Consider the following 14,943-nt stretch of genomic DNA (forward strand, 5'->3'; position numbering starts at 1 on the left):
CACCCGAAGTCCCGCCCGCCGCGAGGCACTGGCGCCCCCGAAGGGGCGCGGGGAACTGCGCGAGCAACCCCCACACACCCGCACCCGAAGTCCCGCCCGCCGCGAGGCACTGGCGCCCCCGAAGGGGCGCGGGGAACTGCGCGAGCAACCCCCACACACCCGCACCCGAAGTCCCGTCCGCCGCGAGGCACTGGCGCCCCCGAAGGGGCGCGGGGAACTGCGCGAGCAACGCCCACACACCCGCACCCGAAGTCCCGTCCCGCCCGCCGCGAGGCCGGGGCTACTTGTTCTTGCCGTTGCCCTTGCCCTGGCCGCCGTTCCCCCGGCTGGTGCCGTTCCCGGCATGCGAGGCACCCTTGGCGGACTTGCCGGCCCCGCTCGAACGGCTCGGCTTGGGCGTCGCCGCCGCCAGCTGCCCGGAGCAGTAGGCGGCCACCTTGTCCGCACCGCCCGCTGCCGCGACCAGCCGCTGCCAGGCCGTCGCGCCCAACGCCTTGCCGTGCCCCTGGACCTGCTCGTAGGCACGGCAGTGCGCCACGGTGTCCTGGGCGGTGGCGGGCCGGTCCGTCGGCCTGGCCCGCTGCCCGGCGGACGGCGCGGAGGAGGCCGCACCGCCCGGCAGGGCCGCGGCGGCCGCCGAGGGACTCGTGGTCCCCCGGCCAGGTCCGGCACCCTCGCCGGACGAACCGGCGGAACCGATGGCCGCGACCGCCACGCCGCCCAGGGCGAGACTGGCGAAGACGACGCCGAACGTCAGCCTGGCCGGGCGCCGGGCCCGCCGCTCGGCCGCCGGCCGCCAGTCGTCCCGGCGCCGGGTACGCGTGCGACCCGCGCCCCCCGCACGGGCGGCCCGGAACGCGGCGACGGCGTGCCGCTCGCCCTCGGCCGGAAGCTCGGCCGCCCGGACGGCGGCGGCCAGCGCCGTCTCCAGCGCGGCGTCCTCCCCCGCCGTGCCGTCACCAGCGTCCCGGCGGTCCGGCAGGGTGCCGTCGGGCCGCGCACGTCGACGGCTCCCTGGCCCGTCGCCGCTCAGCCGTTCACCCATGTCCGTTTCCGTTCCTGTCCGACCGCTTCGATTCGCCCGCTGTCCCGGTTCCGGCGCCCGTCTGTCGATCCTGTCGCGGTTGTCCTTCATGTCGACTCCCCCAGCGCGCCGGAAGCCGCATCCGTCACACCCTCCTCGGCCGCACCGCCGATGCCCAGCTGACGGGCGAGGCGCTTCAGGCCCCGGTGGGCAGCGGTGCGCACGGCGCCCGGACGCTTGCCCAGGACGCGTGCGGCGGCGGGGCCGTCCAGACCGACCACGACCCGCAGGAGCACGGCCTCGGCCTGGTCCCGCGGCAGGCCGCGGATCAGCTCCAGGGCCCACTCGGTGGAGAGGGACTCCAGGGCCTGCTCGTGCGTGTCGTGCGGACCGGCCAGATGCAGGACGTCCTGGTCGGTGCCGCCGGCCTGCGGCCGTACCCGCCGCCGGCGCAGGTGGTCCAGCGCCCGGTGCCGGGCGATCGTCGCGGTCCAGCCGCGGAAGCCGGCCCCGTCACCCCGGAAGCGCCCGAGGTCGCGGGCTATCTCCAGCCACGCGTCGGACGCCACGTCCTCCGCGTCGTCGCCGACGACACCGCGGAGGTAGCCAAGGAGGCCCGGCTGGACGATCCGGTAGGCGATCGCGAAGGCGCTCTCGTCGCCGTCCTGGGCGCGCGCGACCGCCGCGCCCAGTTCCCCGTCGTACTCCTGCACACGCCGGGGTTGCCGTACCTGGCCCAAGATTGCCCTCGTTCGCACCGATCACAGCCGAGTCCACGTCGACCGCCGTGCTCCGGTCGCGACGACGGCCCCATGGTGACCAGCGTGCGCCCTCACAGAAACGTCACAGTGCCACAGGAGCGGCAGACGGCGTGACGCCTGGGCGCTGCCGTGCGCTCCCCCTGTCATGAGTACCTACCTCCGTCTGCGAGCGGTGCCGCCCCCGGCGCTGCGCAACAGTCCGGCCTGGCTGGAGCGGCTCTTCGCGAGCGACGCGGAGAGCGGCCGGGGCCCGGCCGTACCCTCCCGCGAGGAACTGCTGGACGAGTGCTGTCTCGACCAGGCGCGCCTCTACGCCGCCGCTCCGCCGACCGGTCCCGGGGACCGGCCGCAGGCCCAGGTGGTGCTCGGTGGCCGCCCTGTGTTCCGCACCGACCGGCACAAGCCCCCGCTGCTGGTGCTCACGGCGGCCCAGGCCCGCCGGGTGGCCGGATTCCTGGAGCGGGCCGACTTCGAGGCCCTGTGGGAGGCCGCCCGCACGGGACTGCTGCCCCGCTACGGCGGAGCCACCGCGGAACCCGAGACGTCGCGCGCGTTCGCCGCGGCCCACCAGGAGTTGCGGGCGTTCTACGCGCACACGGCCGACTGCGGCGACGCGGTGGTGAAGTGGCGGTCCGAGAAGTGCGCGCACAGCTGAGACGGCCGAGGCGGGAGGTGTAACAGTTTCCGCCCGCCGCGCTCTCTCCATGCGGACGACCACGTCGGTCGTCATGGAGAGGGGCGGGACCACTCGTGCAGCGGACGGGCGACAGCGGGGCAGCGTACGGCCAGGAGCCGTACGGACGCACCGGCTACGGACACACCCATGGCCAGGCGACCACCGCCACCACCAGCACCACCGCCGCCTCAGGCACCACCGCCACCACCAGCACCGCCGCCACCTCCCGCACCGTCAGCACCACCGCCGCCGCCCCCGGCACCACCCCCCTCACCGCGCCTCCCGGCGCCACGGCCACGGTGGAGCGGCCCGCTCCGCACGGTGTCGTCCGAACCGTGCCGCCCGCGGACCCCGAGACCGTCGGCCACCCCGTGCCGGAGCCGGAGCCGCCGGAGAGCGACCGGGTCCGGCCGGTCTTCGTGGACGCCTCGGGACGCCGCCAGCGTCGCGTGCGGCGCGTCGCGCGGCTGCTGGTGCTCCCCGCCGGTGCCTATGCCGCGCTGCTGGTCAGCGCGTTGCTGGGCGGCCCCACCCTCAGCACCCCGTTCGTGCCGCTGCCCCTCCCGGACCCCACGCACCCGGCCGCCGCACCCCACGCGACCGCCCCCGGCTCTGCCACCGGTGCGGCGCCGGCGGCGGGGAGCACCGACGCCGGCGCGGCGGACGCGACCTCCGCCGCCACGGTGCCCCAGGCGGCCGTCGACCTGACCGGCCGGCCGACGGCCGCGACCACTCCCGCGGCCTCCGCCACCGCCGCCACCTCCGAGTCGCCCGCGTCGCCCGCGTCGCCCGCGTCGCCCGCGTCGCCCGCCGGAACCGCTACCGCGGCCCCCGGACCGACCACGACCGCCGACCCCACCACCAGCGCCCCGGCGAGCGCCGCTCCCACCGGCACCGCCGCACCCTCCACCAAGGGGCGGGCCAACGCCGCGTCCCACAAGCCCGTGAAGTCACCGAAGGCCCAGCCGTGACCCGTCCGACCTCCCCGGCCGCCCCTGCCGGTGGCCCCGCCCCGACCGGTCGGCGGCGCCGCACCGCCGTGCTCCGCCGCCGCGGCCGTACCCGCCAGGTGGTCCCCCGCACCCACTGGCTGCTGCTGTCCGTGCTCGTGGTGACCCTCTCGACCGCGCTCCTGCTGCAGGGCTACACCCACCACATGTTCGGGATCACCTCGGACGACGTGACCGGCCCGCCCGGCCGTGCCGACACGGTGCCCGGCCGGGTGGTCCACGGCGGCCCGGTGATCGCGGACGCCGCCGGCTCCCCGCACACCGCCCGCCCGAAGGCCCGCACCATCGCCCTCACCTTCGACGACGGTCCCGACCCGGTCTGGACGCCGCGCATCCTGGACGTGCTGCGCCGCAACCACGTGCACGCGACCTTCTTCGTCGTCGGCACCCAGGTCGTGGCCCACCCGGAGCTGGTCCGCCGGATCGTCGCCGAGGGCCACCAGATCGGCGTCCACACCTTCACCCACCCCGACCTGTCCCGCCTCGCCCCGTGGCAGCGGTCCCTGGAACTGCGCGAGACGCAGCTGGCGGTGGCCGGCGCGGCCGGTGTCACCACCGCGCTGCTCAGGCCGCCGTACTCCGCGGAGAACGACTCGCTGGACGACGCCGACTGGTCCGTCCTGAAGCAGGCCGACAGGGCCGGGTACGTCACGGTGCTCTCCACCCTGGACGCCGAGGACTGGCAGCGCCCCGGCACGGCGCGCGTCCTCGCGAACGCCACTCCGCACGGCAGGGCCGGCCAGGTCCTGCTGATGCACGACGCCGGCGGTGACCGCTCCCAGACCGTCGCCGCCCTGACCACCCTGATCCCCCGGCTCAAGGCACAGGGCTACCGGTTCGCGACGGTCGGCGCCGCGGTCGGCATGACCGGCGCCGTCCGGCCCGCCGGACCGGGCGACCACCTGCTGGGCACCGCCCTCATCGGGATGCTGCGGCTCGGCGACCGGACCATCGGGCTGCTCGGCGTGCTGATGTACGCGGCCGGGGCGGTCAGCGCGCTGCGCGCCGCGATCGTGCTGATCGCGGCCCGCCGCCACCGCCGCCTGCGCAGCGGACGCCGGGCCGCGCCCTGGGGACCGCCGGTGACCGAACGGGTCAGCGTCATCGTCCCGGCGTACAACGAGAGCGCCGGAATCGAGGCGGCCGTACGCTCGCTGGTCGCCTCGGACCATCCGGTGGAGATCATCGTGGTGGACGACGGGTCGACCGACGGCACCGCAGATCTCGTCGAGTCCCTGGGGCTGCCGGGGGTACGGGTGATCCGGCAGCGGAACGCCGGCAAGCCCGCCGCGCTCAACACCGGGCTGGCGGCGGCGAGTTGCGAGCTGGTCGTCATGGTCGACGGCGACACGGTCTTCGAACCCGACACCGTCCGCCGCATCGTGCAGCCCTTCGCCGATCCGCGGACGGGCGCCGTGTCCGGCAACGCGAAGGTCGTCAACCGCGGTGGCCTGCTGGGCCGTTGGCAGCACATCGAGTACGTGGTCGGGTTCAACCTGGACCGCCGCCTGTTCGACCTCGCCGAGTGCATGCCGACCGTGCCCGGAGCGGTGGGCGCGTTCCGCCGCCGGGCCCTGCTCGCGCTCGGCGGGGTCAGCGACGTCACCCTCGCCGAGGACACCGACCTGACCATGGCCCTGTGCCGGGCCGGCTGGCGCGTGGTGTACGAGGAGGGCGCGGTCGCCTGGACCGAGGCACCCGCGTCGCTCGGCGCCCTGTGGCGCCAGCGGTACCGGTGGTGCTACGGCACCCTGCAGGCGATGTGGAAGCACCGCGGCGCGCTGACGCAACGCGGTTCCGCCGGCCGGCTCGGCCGCCGCGGCCTGCTCTACCTGCTCCTCTTCCAGGTCCTGCTGCCGCTGCTGGCTCCGGTGGTCGACGTCTTCGCCCTCTACGGCCTGGTCTTCCTCGACCCGCTTCGGGTCACCGCCCTGTGGCTCGCCTTCCTGCTGCTGCAACTGCTGATGGGCCTGTACGCGTTCCGCCTGGACGGCGAGCGTCCGGGCCCGCTGTGGAGCCTGCCGCTCCAGCAGTTCGTCTACCGCCAGCTGATGTACCTGGTGGTCGTCCAGTCCGTGTTCACGGCAGTGTCGGGCTCCCGGCTGCGGTGGCAGCGCATGGAGCGCTACGGCAGCCTGCGGGCACCGGCGCCGGTGGAGGCACCCGGCGAGGACCGTCCGCCGCGGGTCCCCGCCTGAGCCGTGCGAACCCTCCGAGCTCTCCGAGCCGTCCGAGCCGTCCGAGCCCTCCGAGCCGCGGTCGGCCTCGGCAGGGGACGCCGTCGCGGTCCGGTGTGCGGGCCCGGTCAGTGCGTGCCGCGGAAGATCTCCCTGGCCTCGCGCACCGCGTAGTGGACCAGCACGTACCCGGCGGCGGGGTCGGCCCACCACAGGCCGGCCGCGGCGTTCAGCACGAGGCCGGCCAGCACGGCGGCGGCCAGCAGGCCGTCGATCAGGGTGACCCTGCCCTCGGTCCGGAGCACGGGGTTGTCCAGTGCGCTGCCGGTGCGTGCCTTGCCCGCGGCGAGCGCGAACATCACCACGGCCGTCACCGCCGTCCAGCCGATGCCGAGCGGCGAGGGGCGGGGCCGGAACCCGGTGGCCAGCACCCAACTGGACTGCACCAGGAGATACACCGCCAGCAGTGCGAAGCCGGCACCGATCAGCTTCAGCGCGCGGCGCCTGCGGTCCTCGCCGGTACCGGAGAGTTCCCAGACCACCACGGCGGAGGCGCCGATCTCGATCAGGGAGTCCAGGCCGAACCCGGCCAGCGCCACGGATCGCGCCCCGGTCGCGGCCACGGCGAGCACCCCGATGCCGATCACGTTCCAGCCGAGGGTGGCGTACTCCAGGGCGAAGCCGCGGCGGACGAGTGTCCCGCGGGTGGCGTCGTCGATGCTGGTCACCGGGGGATCCTCGCAGGCCCGCGCGGGGATCGGGAAGGCTCCTGGCAGATCCGCGCACGGCCCTGGGCTCACGCGCCGGGCGGGCGGAAGGAGACCTGCCGGCGGGCGGCCGCGTCGATCTCGTCGACGGTGAGGAGGGGAGTGGCCCGGGTGCGGAGCGCGCCGCTGGCCTTGACGCCGAGGCTGACGGCGGCCATGGAGACATGGTCGGGGAAGTCGAGGATGCCCACGAAGTCGTCCTCCCCGAAGGCGAAGTACATGGCCTCGACCGTCCCGCCGAGGCCGGCGACGACCTGCTCGACGGCGGCCCGCCGCCCGCTCGCCCCTTCCTTGAGCAAGCCCTGCGTCCCCTCGGGGGTGTAGGCGGCCTGGATGAGGAACTTCGGCATGGGGCGCTCCTGCCCGTGAGGTGTCCGGTACGCACCATGCCCTTCCCGCCCTGACACCGCGGGCCGCCCACCGCCCTTCCGGATTCACCCGTAAGCCACTCCCCCAGGACGTCGTGGCGGCCAGGCGGGGCGGTGGCTCGTGTTCTCTCCCGTGTTCTATGAGGTCGGTCACAGGGTTGCAGCAATCACTCGGCATGCTTAGTAGACACGACACAGGGGACATCTGAGTATTTGTCCTTTTTGGGGTGGGTAGCGGCTCCGGCGCACCGTCCGGAAGCGCGCTCGGCCGGCCGACGCGTCCATTCCCCCGTGCCGCACGGTTTCTGACGCCGCGACAGTTCCTGCGGAGCGCCGCCGCGCACGGACCGGGCAGCGTCGCACCGCCCTGGCACGGTCCGCGGACCTACGAGGCGACGTAGTGGCGGGGACCCTTTGCGCTCCCTGTGGGGCCGTTCTAAGAATGTCGCCCCACAGGACGTCGCCGCAGTTCGGAACCGGTGCCGCACGCGGAGCCGACCCCGCGCCGGGCGCTCGGCGTCACCGAGTGAGTAGGAGCCCCCCACATGAACCCGTCCCGCACGTCCGCGCGCCCCGTCGCGCTCGCCCTCGCTCTGGGCCTGGGTCTGGCCACCGCCGCGCTGGGCGCGGCGGCACCGGCGAGCGCCCGGACCGCCGCCGCCCCGTCCGCCGCCACCGGTACCACCGTGGCGCGGTACGGCGGGGCGGGTGAGGAGGCCGCGAACAACACGGCGTTCTTCCAGGCCGTGCTCAAGTCGGTCGCGGCGAAGCGCGCCGCCCAGCCGGCCGGGCAGGCGGTGACGATCTCCTACGACGCCTCCCGGGCACCGAGCTTCCGTTCGCAGATAGCGAGCGCGGCCGCGATCTGGAACAGCTCCGAGTCCCACGTCAAACTCCGGGAGGCGTCGAGCGGTGCCGACTTCTCCTACTACGAGGGCAACGACTCGCGCGGGTCCTACGCCTCCACCAACGGCCACGGAAGCGGCTACATCTTCATCGACTACACCCAGGCCCGGCAGTACGACTCGGTCCGCGTCGTCACCCACGAGACCGGGCACGTTCTGGGCCTGTCCGACGACTACAGCGGGCCGTGCAGCGAGCTGATGTCGGGCGGCGGCCCCGGGCCGTCCTGCACCAACCGCTACCCGAACGCCACCGAGCGCGCGCGTGTCGACCAGTTGTGGGCCACCGGGCTCGCGCAGGCCCCGGGCGGCACGGCGAACCAGCCCACCTCGCCCTCCTCGCCCACCCTGCCCTCCTCGCCCACCCTGCCCACCTCGCCCACGTCGCCCACCCTGCCCTCCTCGCCCTCCGCCCAGCTGCGCACCGTGCCGCAGATGCCGACGGTGACGCCGGGCCGGGGTCCGGGGGTCCCGGTCCTCATCACGCCCTGGTGACCGGCGTCGGCCGGTACGGGGTGATGGCGCGCCAGGCCCGCTCGACGTACTCCTCCTTCTCCCCGACCAGGGCGACGTGGCGCAGCGCGCTCTCGGCGGCGTCACGGCCCCGAAGGCGCGCGACGACCCAGGGCCTGGTGGTCGGGTCGGTGCGGGCGGGGACGGAGTCGAGCAGGCCCAGCCCCGCCGGCCGCGACCGCGCCGGACCTCACCGTCCACGTCTCGGGACTGGACCGGCCGACTCCCGCTTCTTACCTCACGCCGTGAACCTGCCCCGCCTTCCGCTCATCTCCCAGAGGGGCGCATGACACCGGGGAACCGAGCGAGGCGACGAGAAGCGGAAGTGAGAAAGCGTGTCGGCCATCAGTCAGCGGGTGCACCTGCTGCTGCTTTCCGCCTGGACGACCCTCTGGTTCGGCGTGGTCCAGCCGCACGGCGGGTTCTCCTGGCACTACCTGCGCACCGGTGGGGAGCTGCTCTACGCGGGCTCGGGCAGGGCGGACGGTGGCCTGAACCTGTACGCCCACCACCCCGAACTCCAGATGGGCCCGGTGAGCTTCCTGGCGGCGGGCCTGTTCAACCCTCTTCCCGAGTCCGACGGACAGCTCCTGGCCGCCGCCCTGATGTCCCTGTTAGGTCTGCTGATCCTGGTGGTGGTCGGACGCAGCGCCGCCTGGCACCTCCTCGGCACGGGCACCAACCACCGGCGACTGCGCCAGCGGGTGCTGGTCGCGGGCCTGGCCTTCATCCCGATGTGGATCGAGGTCGCCGTCCGGTTCGGCCACCTCGACGACGTCCTGGCACTCTTCTTCACCACCCTCGCCGTCTGGGCTCTCACTCGCGGCAACCCCGCCGCCACGGGCGCCTTCCTGGCCCTGGCCATGGACTCCAAGCCGACCGCGCTGGCCTTCCTGCCGCTGCTGCTCGCGCTGCCGAGGAAGCAGTGGCTGCGCGCGGGCCTGTGGTGCGCGGCGCTGGTCGCGCTCGCCTGGCTGCCGTTCCTCCTCAACGCCCCGCAGTCGCTGACCGCGGCCGAGTTCACCATCCCCAACCAGCCCGCGTCCGCGCTGCACTGGCTCGGCGTCGACGATCCCCGCACCCCTCCCTGGGACCGGCCGGCCCAGGCCACGGCGGGGCTGGCGCTGGGGTGCGTCGCGGTCTGGCGAGGCCGCTGGCCCGCCGTCGTCCTGCTCGGCGCCAACGCCCGGATCGCCCTGGACCCCAGCGTCTACACGTACTACACCGCCTCCGTCCTGCTGGGCACACTGCTGTGGGACGTGATCGGGCAGCGGCGTCTGGTCCCCTGGTGGAGCTGGATAGCCCTGCTCACGTTGTACGGCACGGTCTTCGTCGTCCCGGACGACGCGGCCCGCGGCCTGATCCGCCTGGGCTTCGTCATCGTCTCCACCGCATACGTCCTGCTCTGGCCGGTACGAGACCGACGCCGCCGCCGCTCCCCGTCCCGCACCGGACGGACGGCAGCCGACCAGGCGCCGGACGCGGCGAAGAGAGCCACGCCCGGCGCACCGGAACAGCCGCTCCTGTGACCTCTCGCGACGCACGGCCACGGGTGCGGAAGACCCCGAGCGCCTCGTGTCCCACCTGACGGAAGCGGACGATGCCGACGGAACGGCCGCCGTAGACTCGGGCCGCCCGCGGCCCGGAGGGCGAGCGGGTGCCGTCACCAGGAAGGGACCAGTACGGTGAGTGCAACGGCGCGGAGCGACGCCCCGATCTACGAACGGCTCATACGCGAACGGGGCGATGTGGCCGCCGACGCGCGCAGGACGGCGGAGGCGACCTGGCAGGAGGTCGGCCGGGCCATGGACTTCCGCCTCCCGCGCCCGATCACCACGCGCGACGCCGGCCTCCCCTTCCCCTCCGCGTGATCCCGGAGATCACCACGGGCGCGTGATCCCGGCGATCACCCCGGGCACGCCCTGCTCACAGTCGCCGTCCTGCGTCGTCCGGGTCGCCGCCGAGCGCGGAGACGACGGGCAGCACCGTGCCGGTGGTGTCGGCGAACGCGGGGCTGACGGCCGGGACGCTCACGGCGAAGGGCCTGTCGGTGGGGCGGGGATGTCGGTGGCGGGTATGTCGGTGGCGGGGATGCGTCAGCGCACGCCTGCCGCGTCGAGCAGGGTGGTCACCGTGGGGGCGAGGAGCCCTGTCAGGTGGTCGGCCTGGATTCCCGCGCGGGCACTGGCTCCGTCGAAGACCAGGCTGAGCTGGCGGGCCAGCAGGTCGGGGTCGGCCGCCCCGCCCTGCTCCGCCTCGGCGCGGAAGAAGGCGGTCAGGCCCGCCTTGACCTGATGGGCGACCCGGCTGGCGGGGTGACTCTGGTCCTTGAGTTCGACCTGCACGGCCAGATACCGGCAGCCGCGGAACTCGGGGGCGCCGGCCGCCGCCTCCGCCTGCGTGAAGACGTGCAGGATCCGCTCGCGGGGTGACCGGCCGTCGTCCGCCGCGGGCAGGAGGGCCGCCGTATAGGCCGCGGCGCTCTCTTCCAGGCTCGCCGCCAGCAGCTCGTCCTTGCTCTCGAACAGCTGGTACATGGAGCGCTTCGACACCCCCGCCGCCTTGCACAACGCCTCGATACCGATGGTGACGCCGTCTCGGTAGGTGAGCGTGGCCGCCGCCTCCAGCAACCGTTCCCTGGGGCTCAGCTTCAGTTCGGTGGTCATACCGCGAGGTTAGCCCGGAGCGGCCGAAATCAAAACCGATCGGTTTTCCTCCGCCTCCGACAGCGCTTGCATCGAGAAACCGATCGGTTTACGGTGGTGGAAACTGATCGGTTTCTCAGCTGAGGAGACAGTCATGACTGCTTTGAAGGGCGCGAACGTCCTCGTCACCGGCGGCAGCCGCGGCATCGGCAAGGCCCTGGTGGAAGAGCTGTACGCCCGTGGCGCCGGCAAGGTCTACGCCACCGCCCGCGACCCGCGCACCGTGACCCACCCCGACGCCGTCCCGGTGGCGCTGGAGGTCACCGACCCGGCCTCCGTGGCCGCGGCCGCCGCCCAGGCGGACGACGTCACCGTGCTGATCAACAACGCCGGCGCCTCGGTCAACGCCTCCTTCCTCGACTCCCCGGTCGACGACGTGCGCCGGGAGTTCGAGACCAACTTCTACGGCCCGCTCCTGGTCACCCGCGCCTTCGTGCCGGTCATCGAGCGCAACGGCGGCGGCCACCTCCTCAACGTCCACTCGGTGCTCTCCTGGCTCGCGCTCGCCAACTCCTACAGCGCCTCCAAGGCCGCCCTCTGGTCGCAGACCAACTCCCTGCGCCTGGAACTCCAGCCGCGCGGCATCGGGGTCACCGGACTGCACGTGGGCTACGTCGACACCGACCTCGCCGCCGACGTCGACGCCCCCAAGTCCGACCCGCGCGTGGTCGCCGCACTCGCCCTGGACGGCATCGAGACGGGCGCGCACGAGGTGCTCGCCGACGACATCTCGCGCCAGGTCAAGGCGGGCCTGGCCGGCGACCTGGCCGGGCTCTACCCCCAGCTGGCCAAGTAACCGCCCCGTCCGCCTGAGCCGGGGTCCGCCGCGCGGCGACCTCACGCATCAACTCCGCGAGGAGACGCAGCTGCCGCTGTCTTGCCTGCACGGCCCTGCGCCTCGCCTGTCGTGCGTCGTCCACGACTCCCCAGGCCGTGTAGCAGGTGAGGGCGAACCACAGTGCGGCGCGGACGTAGGCGTGCTGACGCAGATCGTCGACGACCAGGACGCAGCCGCCGAGGGAGAAAACGACGCCCTGCCATCGCTCCAGCGCATCAGCGTTCCGCTTCAGCCATGACTCCTGCGTGGCCTTGTCCTCGGTCATGTTCTCGCCTTGATCGCCTACCGCGCCGATGCCGGTGCCGGTGGCACCGAGCCGGACGATACCTCGCGGTCGGCGGGCGGCAGCGTCGGACAGCGAAAGGTTTTCGGCTCGCGGCAACCTTTGCGGTTCCGGCGCCCACAAGGAGTCGGATCCGGCCAGTCCCGGTGGCCGGATCCGCTTTTCCCCTGGGAACGGTATGCAAGGAGAGCACCTCCCCATGAAGAACCCCACGCACGGCGGGCGTCGCGGGCGTCACCGCCGCCGCTGGACCGCCACCGCCGTGCTGCTCGGCGCGCCCCTCGCCGTTGTGCCGTATCTCCTGTTCGTGCAGGAGGACTCGCAGGCCGCGACGGTCGACGGCAACGCCTACTACGAGCTGGTCTCCGTGCGCAGCGGCAAGGTGCTGGACGTCAACGGCTTCTCCACCGCCGACGGCACCCGGATCCAGCAGTGGACCGACCAGCGCACCGCCAACCAGCAGTGGAAGCTGAAGTCCGTGGGGGACGGCTACTACGAACTGGTGAACCGCAACAGCGGCAAGGTCCTGGGCACAGCGGGCGGTTCAACCGCGCGGACGGCCGCCGCCGAGCAGCAGACCGAGAGTTCCTCCCCGTCCCAGCAGTGGCGGATCGACGAGGTGAGCGGTTCCGACGCCGTCACCCTCACCTCCCGCAGAAGCGGCCAGGTCCTGGACGTCTCCGGAGGCTCCTCGGCCAACGGGGCGGCCGTCATCCAGTATCCCGGCCACGGCGGCACCAACCAGCAGTGGAAGCTGGTGAAGATGGCCGCCCCCTCGGCGGGTGGAGCCGGCAGTGCGGACGCCAAGTCCGCGTCCGGACCGTACGTGTGGAAGAACGCCCAGGTGGTGGGCGGCGGTTACGTCACCGGTCTGGTGTTCAACCAGAAGCAGAAGGGCCTGCTGTACGCGCGTACCGACATGGGCGGCGCCTACCGCTGGGACACCGGGGCCGAGCAGTGGATCCCGCTGACCGACTGGGTCGGCGAGAAGGACTGGAACCTGCTGGGCATCGACTCGCTGGCCACCGACCCCGTCGACCCCGACCGGCTCTACCTCGGGACGGGCACCTACACCAACGACTGGGCGGGCAACGGCGCGATCCTGCGCTCGACCGACCAGGGCCGCACCTTCCAGCGCACCGACCTGCCCTTCAAGCTGGGCGGCAACGAGGACGGCCGCGGGGCGGGCGAGCGGCTGGTGATCGACCCCTCGGACCACGGCACCCTGCTCCTCGGCACCCGCAAGAACGGCCTGTGGCGCAGCACCGACTACGGCGTGACATGGAGCCAGGTCTCCTCGTTCCCCGTCAAGGACGGGGCGAGCAGCGGCGGGGGCATCTCCTTCGTGACGTACGGCCCGGCCGGCAGCAGGACGATCTACGTCGGTGTCGCCGACAGGTCCACCTCCCTGTACCGCTCCACCGACGGCGGCAGCACCTGGCAGGCCGTCCCCGGCGAGCCCACCGGCCAGATGCCGCAGCACGGCGTGGTCTCCGGTGACGGTTCGCTGTACCTGACGTACACCGACGCCCTCGGACCCAACGGTGTGACGGCGGGTTCGGTGTGGAAGTACACGCCGGCCGGCGGGGCATGGAAGAACGTCTCCCCGTCCCAGGGCGGTTACGGGTTCTCCGGTCTGGCCGTCGACCCGCAGAAGCCGTCCACGGTGATGGTCACCACCCTCGACCGCTGGTGGCCCCAGGACGAGCTCTACCGCACCACCGACGGCGGTGCGACCTGGAAGGCGCTGGCCGACAAGTCGGTGCGGGACGCCTCCGCCGCTCCTTACGTCGGTACCGGCATCGGGCACTGGATGACCGCCCTGGCCATCGATCCCTTCGACTCCGGGCACGTGCTGTACGGCACCGGCAACGGCGTCTGGCGCAGCAAGGACGCCAATGCCTCCGACAGCGGCGGCACCAGCCACTGGACGTCGGGGGCCGTGGGGCTGGAGGAGACCTCGCTGGCGGACGCGATCGCCCCGCCCGGCGGCGCCACCCTCATCACCTCCATGGGCGACCAGGGCGGTTTCCGGTACGGCGGCTCCCTGACCGAGGAGCCCGCCGGGAGGCTGAAGAACCCGCTGATGAGCAGCAGCACCGACATCGACTTCGCCCAGTCCGACCCCTCGATGATGGTCCGTGTCGGCCGTGGCGGTGAGCAGGACGGCGCCTACTCCACCGACGGCGGCAGCACCTGGAACGGCTTCAGGGCGGAGCCGGTCAGCAGCTCCCAGATGGGCCATGTCGCGCTTGCGGCGGACGGCTCCACCATCGTCTGGACCGAGGACGGTCAGGTCCCGTACCGCTCGACCGACAAGGGTTCGAGCTGGTCGAGGGTGAGCGGCCTGGGCACCGACGCCGAGGTCGTCGCCGACCGCTCGTCGGGCAACACCTTCTACTCCCTGTCCGGCGGCACCCTCTACGCCAGCACCGACGGCGGCGCGACCTTCACCGCCCGCGCCGGCAACCTGCCCTCCGGCCGGCTCACGGCCGTCCCCGGCATCGCCGGGGACCTGTGGATCGCCGGCGGTGACAGGGGGCTGCTGCACTCCACCGACGGCGGCCGCACCTTCACCACCCTCACGACGGTGAAGTCCGCCTCCGCCCTCGGCTACGGCAAGGCCGCACCGGGCGCCGACTACCAGGCCCTGTACCTGATCGGCACCGTCAAGGACGTCACCGGAGTCTTCCGCTCCACAGACAAGGGCGCCACCTGGCTCCGCATCAACGACGACGCCCACCAGTGGGGCGCCATCGGAAGCCTCGGCGTCATCACCGGCGATCCCGACACCTACGGCCGCGTCTACATCGGCACCAACGGACGCGGTCTGCAGTACGGCGACCCGTCGTCCTGACCCCGACGCCCGACCGGTTCGTGAGCCTGGACGGCCCCCGGAACTTCGGGACGGCCGTCCGA

General features: G+C 73.4%; 13 protein-coding genes. 8 read left to right on the plus strand and 5 right to left on the minus strand.

Annotated elements, in window-relative coordinates:
* Positions 1 to 280 precede the first annotated feature (280 nt).
* Complete coding sequence (locus AB0M11_RS03940) at positions 281 to 1,045, minus strand: hypothetical protein (RefSeq protein WP_365701020.1); 765 nt, start codon at positions 1,043 to 1,045, stop codon at positions 281 to 283.
* An 86-nt stretch (positions 1,046 to 1,131) separates the two neighbouring features.
* Positions 1,132 to 1,764 (minus strand): RNA polymerase sigma factor, encoded by a 633-nt coding sequence (locus AB0M11_RS03945; RefSeq protein WP_365701022.1) that lies wholly within the window; start codon positions 1,762 to 1,764, stop codon positions 1,132 to 1,134.
* Between the two features lie 166 nt (positions 1,765 to 1,930).
* Here AB0M11_RS03945 and AB0M11_RS03950 point away from each other — a divergent pair, with 166 nt between their 5' ends.
* The 3 genes from AB0M11_RS03950 to AB0M11_RS03960 all read left to right on the plus strand — a co-directional run bounded on the left by AB0M11_RS03950 (position 1,931) and on the right by AB0M11_RS03960 (position 5,669).
* The gene (locus tag AB0M11_RS03950; protein ID WP_365701024.1) at positions 1,931 to 2,440 is read left to right on the plus strand and encodes a DUF1877 family protein; all 510 of its coding nucleotides are present in this window, start codon (positions 1,931 to 1,933) and stop codon (positions 2,438 to 2,440) included.
* A gap of 95 nt (positions 2,441 to 2,535) precedes the next feature.
* Entirely contained in the window at positions 2,536 to 3,432 is an 897-nt protein-coding gene (locus AB0M11_RS03955) for a hypothetical protein (RefSeq protein ID WP_365701026.1), read from the plus strand.
* The gene (locus AB0M11_RS03960) at positions 3,429 to 5,669 is read left to right on the plus strand and encodes a bifunctional polysaccharide deacetylase/glycosyltransferase family 2 protein (RefSeq protein WP_365701028.1); all 2,241 of its coding nucleotides are present in this window, start codon (positions 3,429 to 3,431) and stop codon (positions 5,667 to 5,669) included. The genes AB0M11_RS03955 and AB0M11_RS03960 overlap by 4 nt, the downstream gene beginning before the upstream one ends.
* 107 nt (positions 5,670 to 5,776) lie before the next feature.
* Here AB0M11_RS03960 and AB0M11_RS03965 read toward each other — a convergent pair whose 3' ends face one another.
* Together AB0M11_RS03965 and AB0M11_RS03970 are read right to left on the minus strand one after the other, a co-directional pair.
* The gene (locus tag AB0M11_RS03965) at positions 5,777 to 6,376 is read right to left on the minus strand and encodes a cation transporter (RefSeq protein WP_365701030.1); all 600 of its coding nucleotides are present in this window, start codon (positions 6,374 to 6,376) and stop codon (positions 5,777 to 5,779) included.
* A 68-nt stretch (positions 6,377 to 6,444) separates the two neighbouring features.
* Positions 6,445 to 6,765 carry a GYD domain-containing protein gene (locus AB0M11_RS03970; protein WP_365701032.1) on the minus strand — a complete coding sequence of 107 codons (321 nt, stop codon included), beginning with the start codon at positions 6,763 to 6,765 and terminating at the stop codon, positions 6,445 to 6,447.
* Positions 6,766 to 7,328: 563 nt separating this feature from the next.
* On the opposite strand from AB0M11_RS03970, the gene snpA reads away from it, so the two are divergent.
* The 3 genes from snpA to AB0M11_RS03985 all read left to right on the plus strand — a co-directional run bounded on the left by snpA (position 7,329) and on the right by AB0M11_RS03985 (position 10,069).
* Entirely contained in the window at positions 7,329 to 8,180 is an 852-nt protein-coding gene (gene snpA, locus AB0M11_RS03975; protein ID WP_365701034.1) for a snapalysin, read from the plus strand.
* Positions 8,181 to 8,533: 353 nt separating this feature from the next.
* A complete protein-coding gene (locus AB0M11_RS03980) occupies positions 8,534 to 9,727 on the plus strand; it encodes a hypothetical protein (RefSeq protein ID WP_365701036.1) in 1,194 nt (397 codons plus the stop codon).
* A 156-nt stretch (positions 9,728 to 9,883) separates the two neighbouring features.
* Entirely contained in the window at positions 9,884 to 10,069 is a 186-nt protein-coding gene (locus AB0M11_RS03985; protein WP_365701038.1) for a hypothetical protein, read from the plus strand.
* A 225-nt stretch (positions 10,070 to 10,294) separates the two neighbouring features.
* Here AB0M11_RS03985 and AB0M11_RS03990 read toward each other — a convergent pair whose 3' ends face one another.
* The gene (locus AB0M11_RS03990) at positions 10,295 to 10,864 is read right to left on the minus strand and encodes a TetR/AcrR family transcriptional regulator (RefSeq protein ID WP_365701040.1); all 570 of its coding nucleotides are present in this window, start codon (positions 10,862 to 10,864) and stop codon (positions 10,295 to 10,297) included.
* A 133-nt stretch (positions 10,865 to 10,997) separates the two neighbouring features.
* Here AB0M11_RS03990 and AB0M11_RS03995 point away from each other — a divergent pair, with 133 nt between their 5' ends.
* The gene (locus AB0M11_RS03995; RefSeq protein WP_365701042.1) at positions 10,998 to 11,699 is read left to right on the plus strand and encodes an SDR family oxidoreductase; all 702 of its coding nucleotides are present in this window, start codon (positions 10,998 to 11,000) and stop codon (positions 11,697 to 11,699) included.
* A 524-nt stretch (positions 11,700 to 12,223) separates the two neighbouring features.
* Positions 12,224 to 14,881 (plus strand): RICIN domain-containing protein, encoded by a 2,658-nt coding sequence (locus tag AB0M11_RS04000; RefSeq protein WP_365701044.1) that lies wholly within the window; start codon positions 12,224 to 12,226, stop codon positions 14,879 to 14,881.
* The last annotated feature ends 62 nt before the right edge of the window (positions 14,882 to 14,943 follow it).

It is taken from the genome of Streptomyces sp. NPDC051987 (genome assembly GCF_040680735.1).
In the GTDB taxonomy this organism is placed as follows: Bacteria; Actinomycetota; Actinomycetes; order Streptomycetales; family Streptomycetaceae; genus Streptomyces.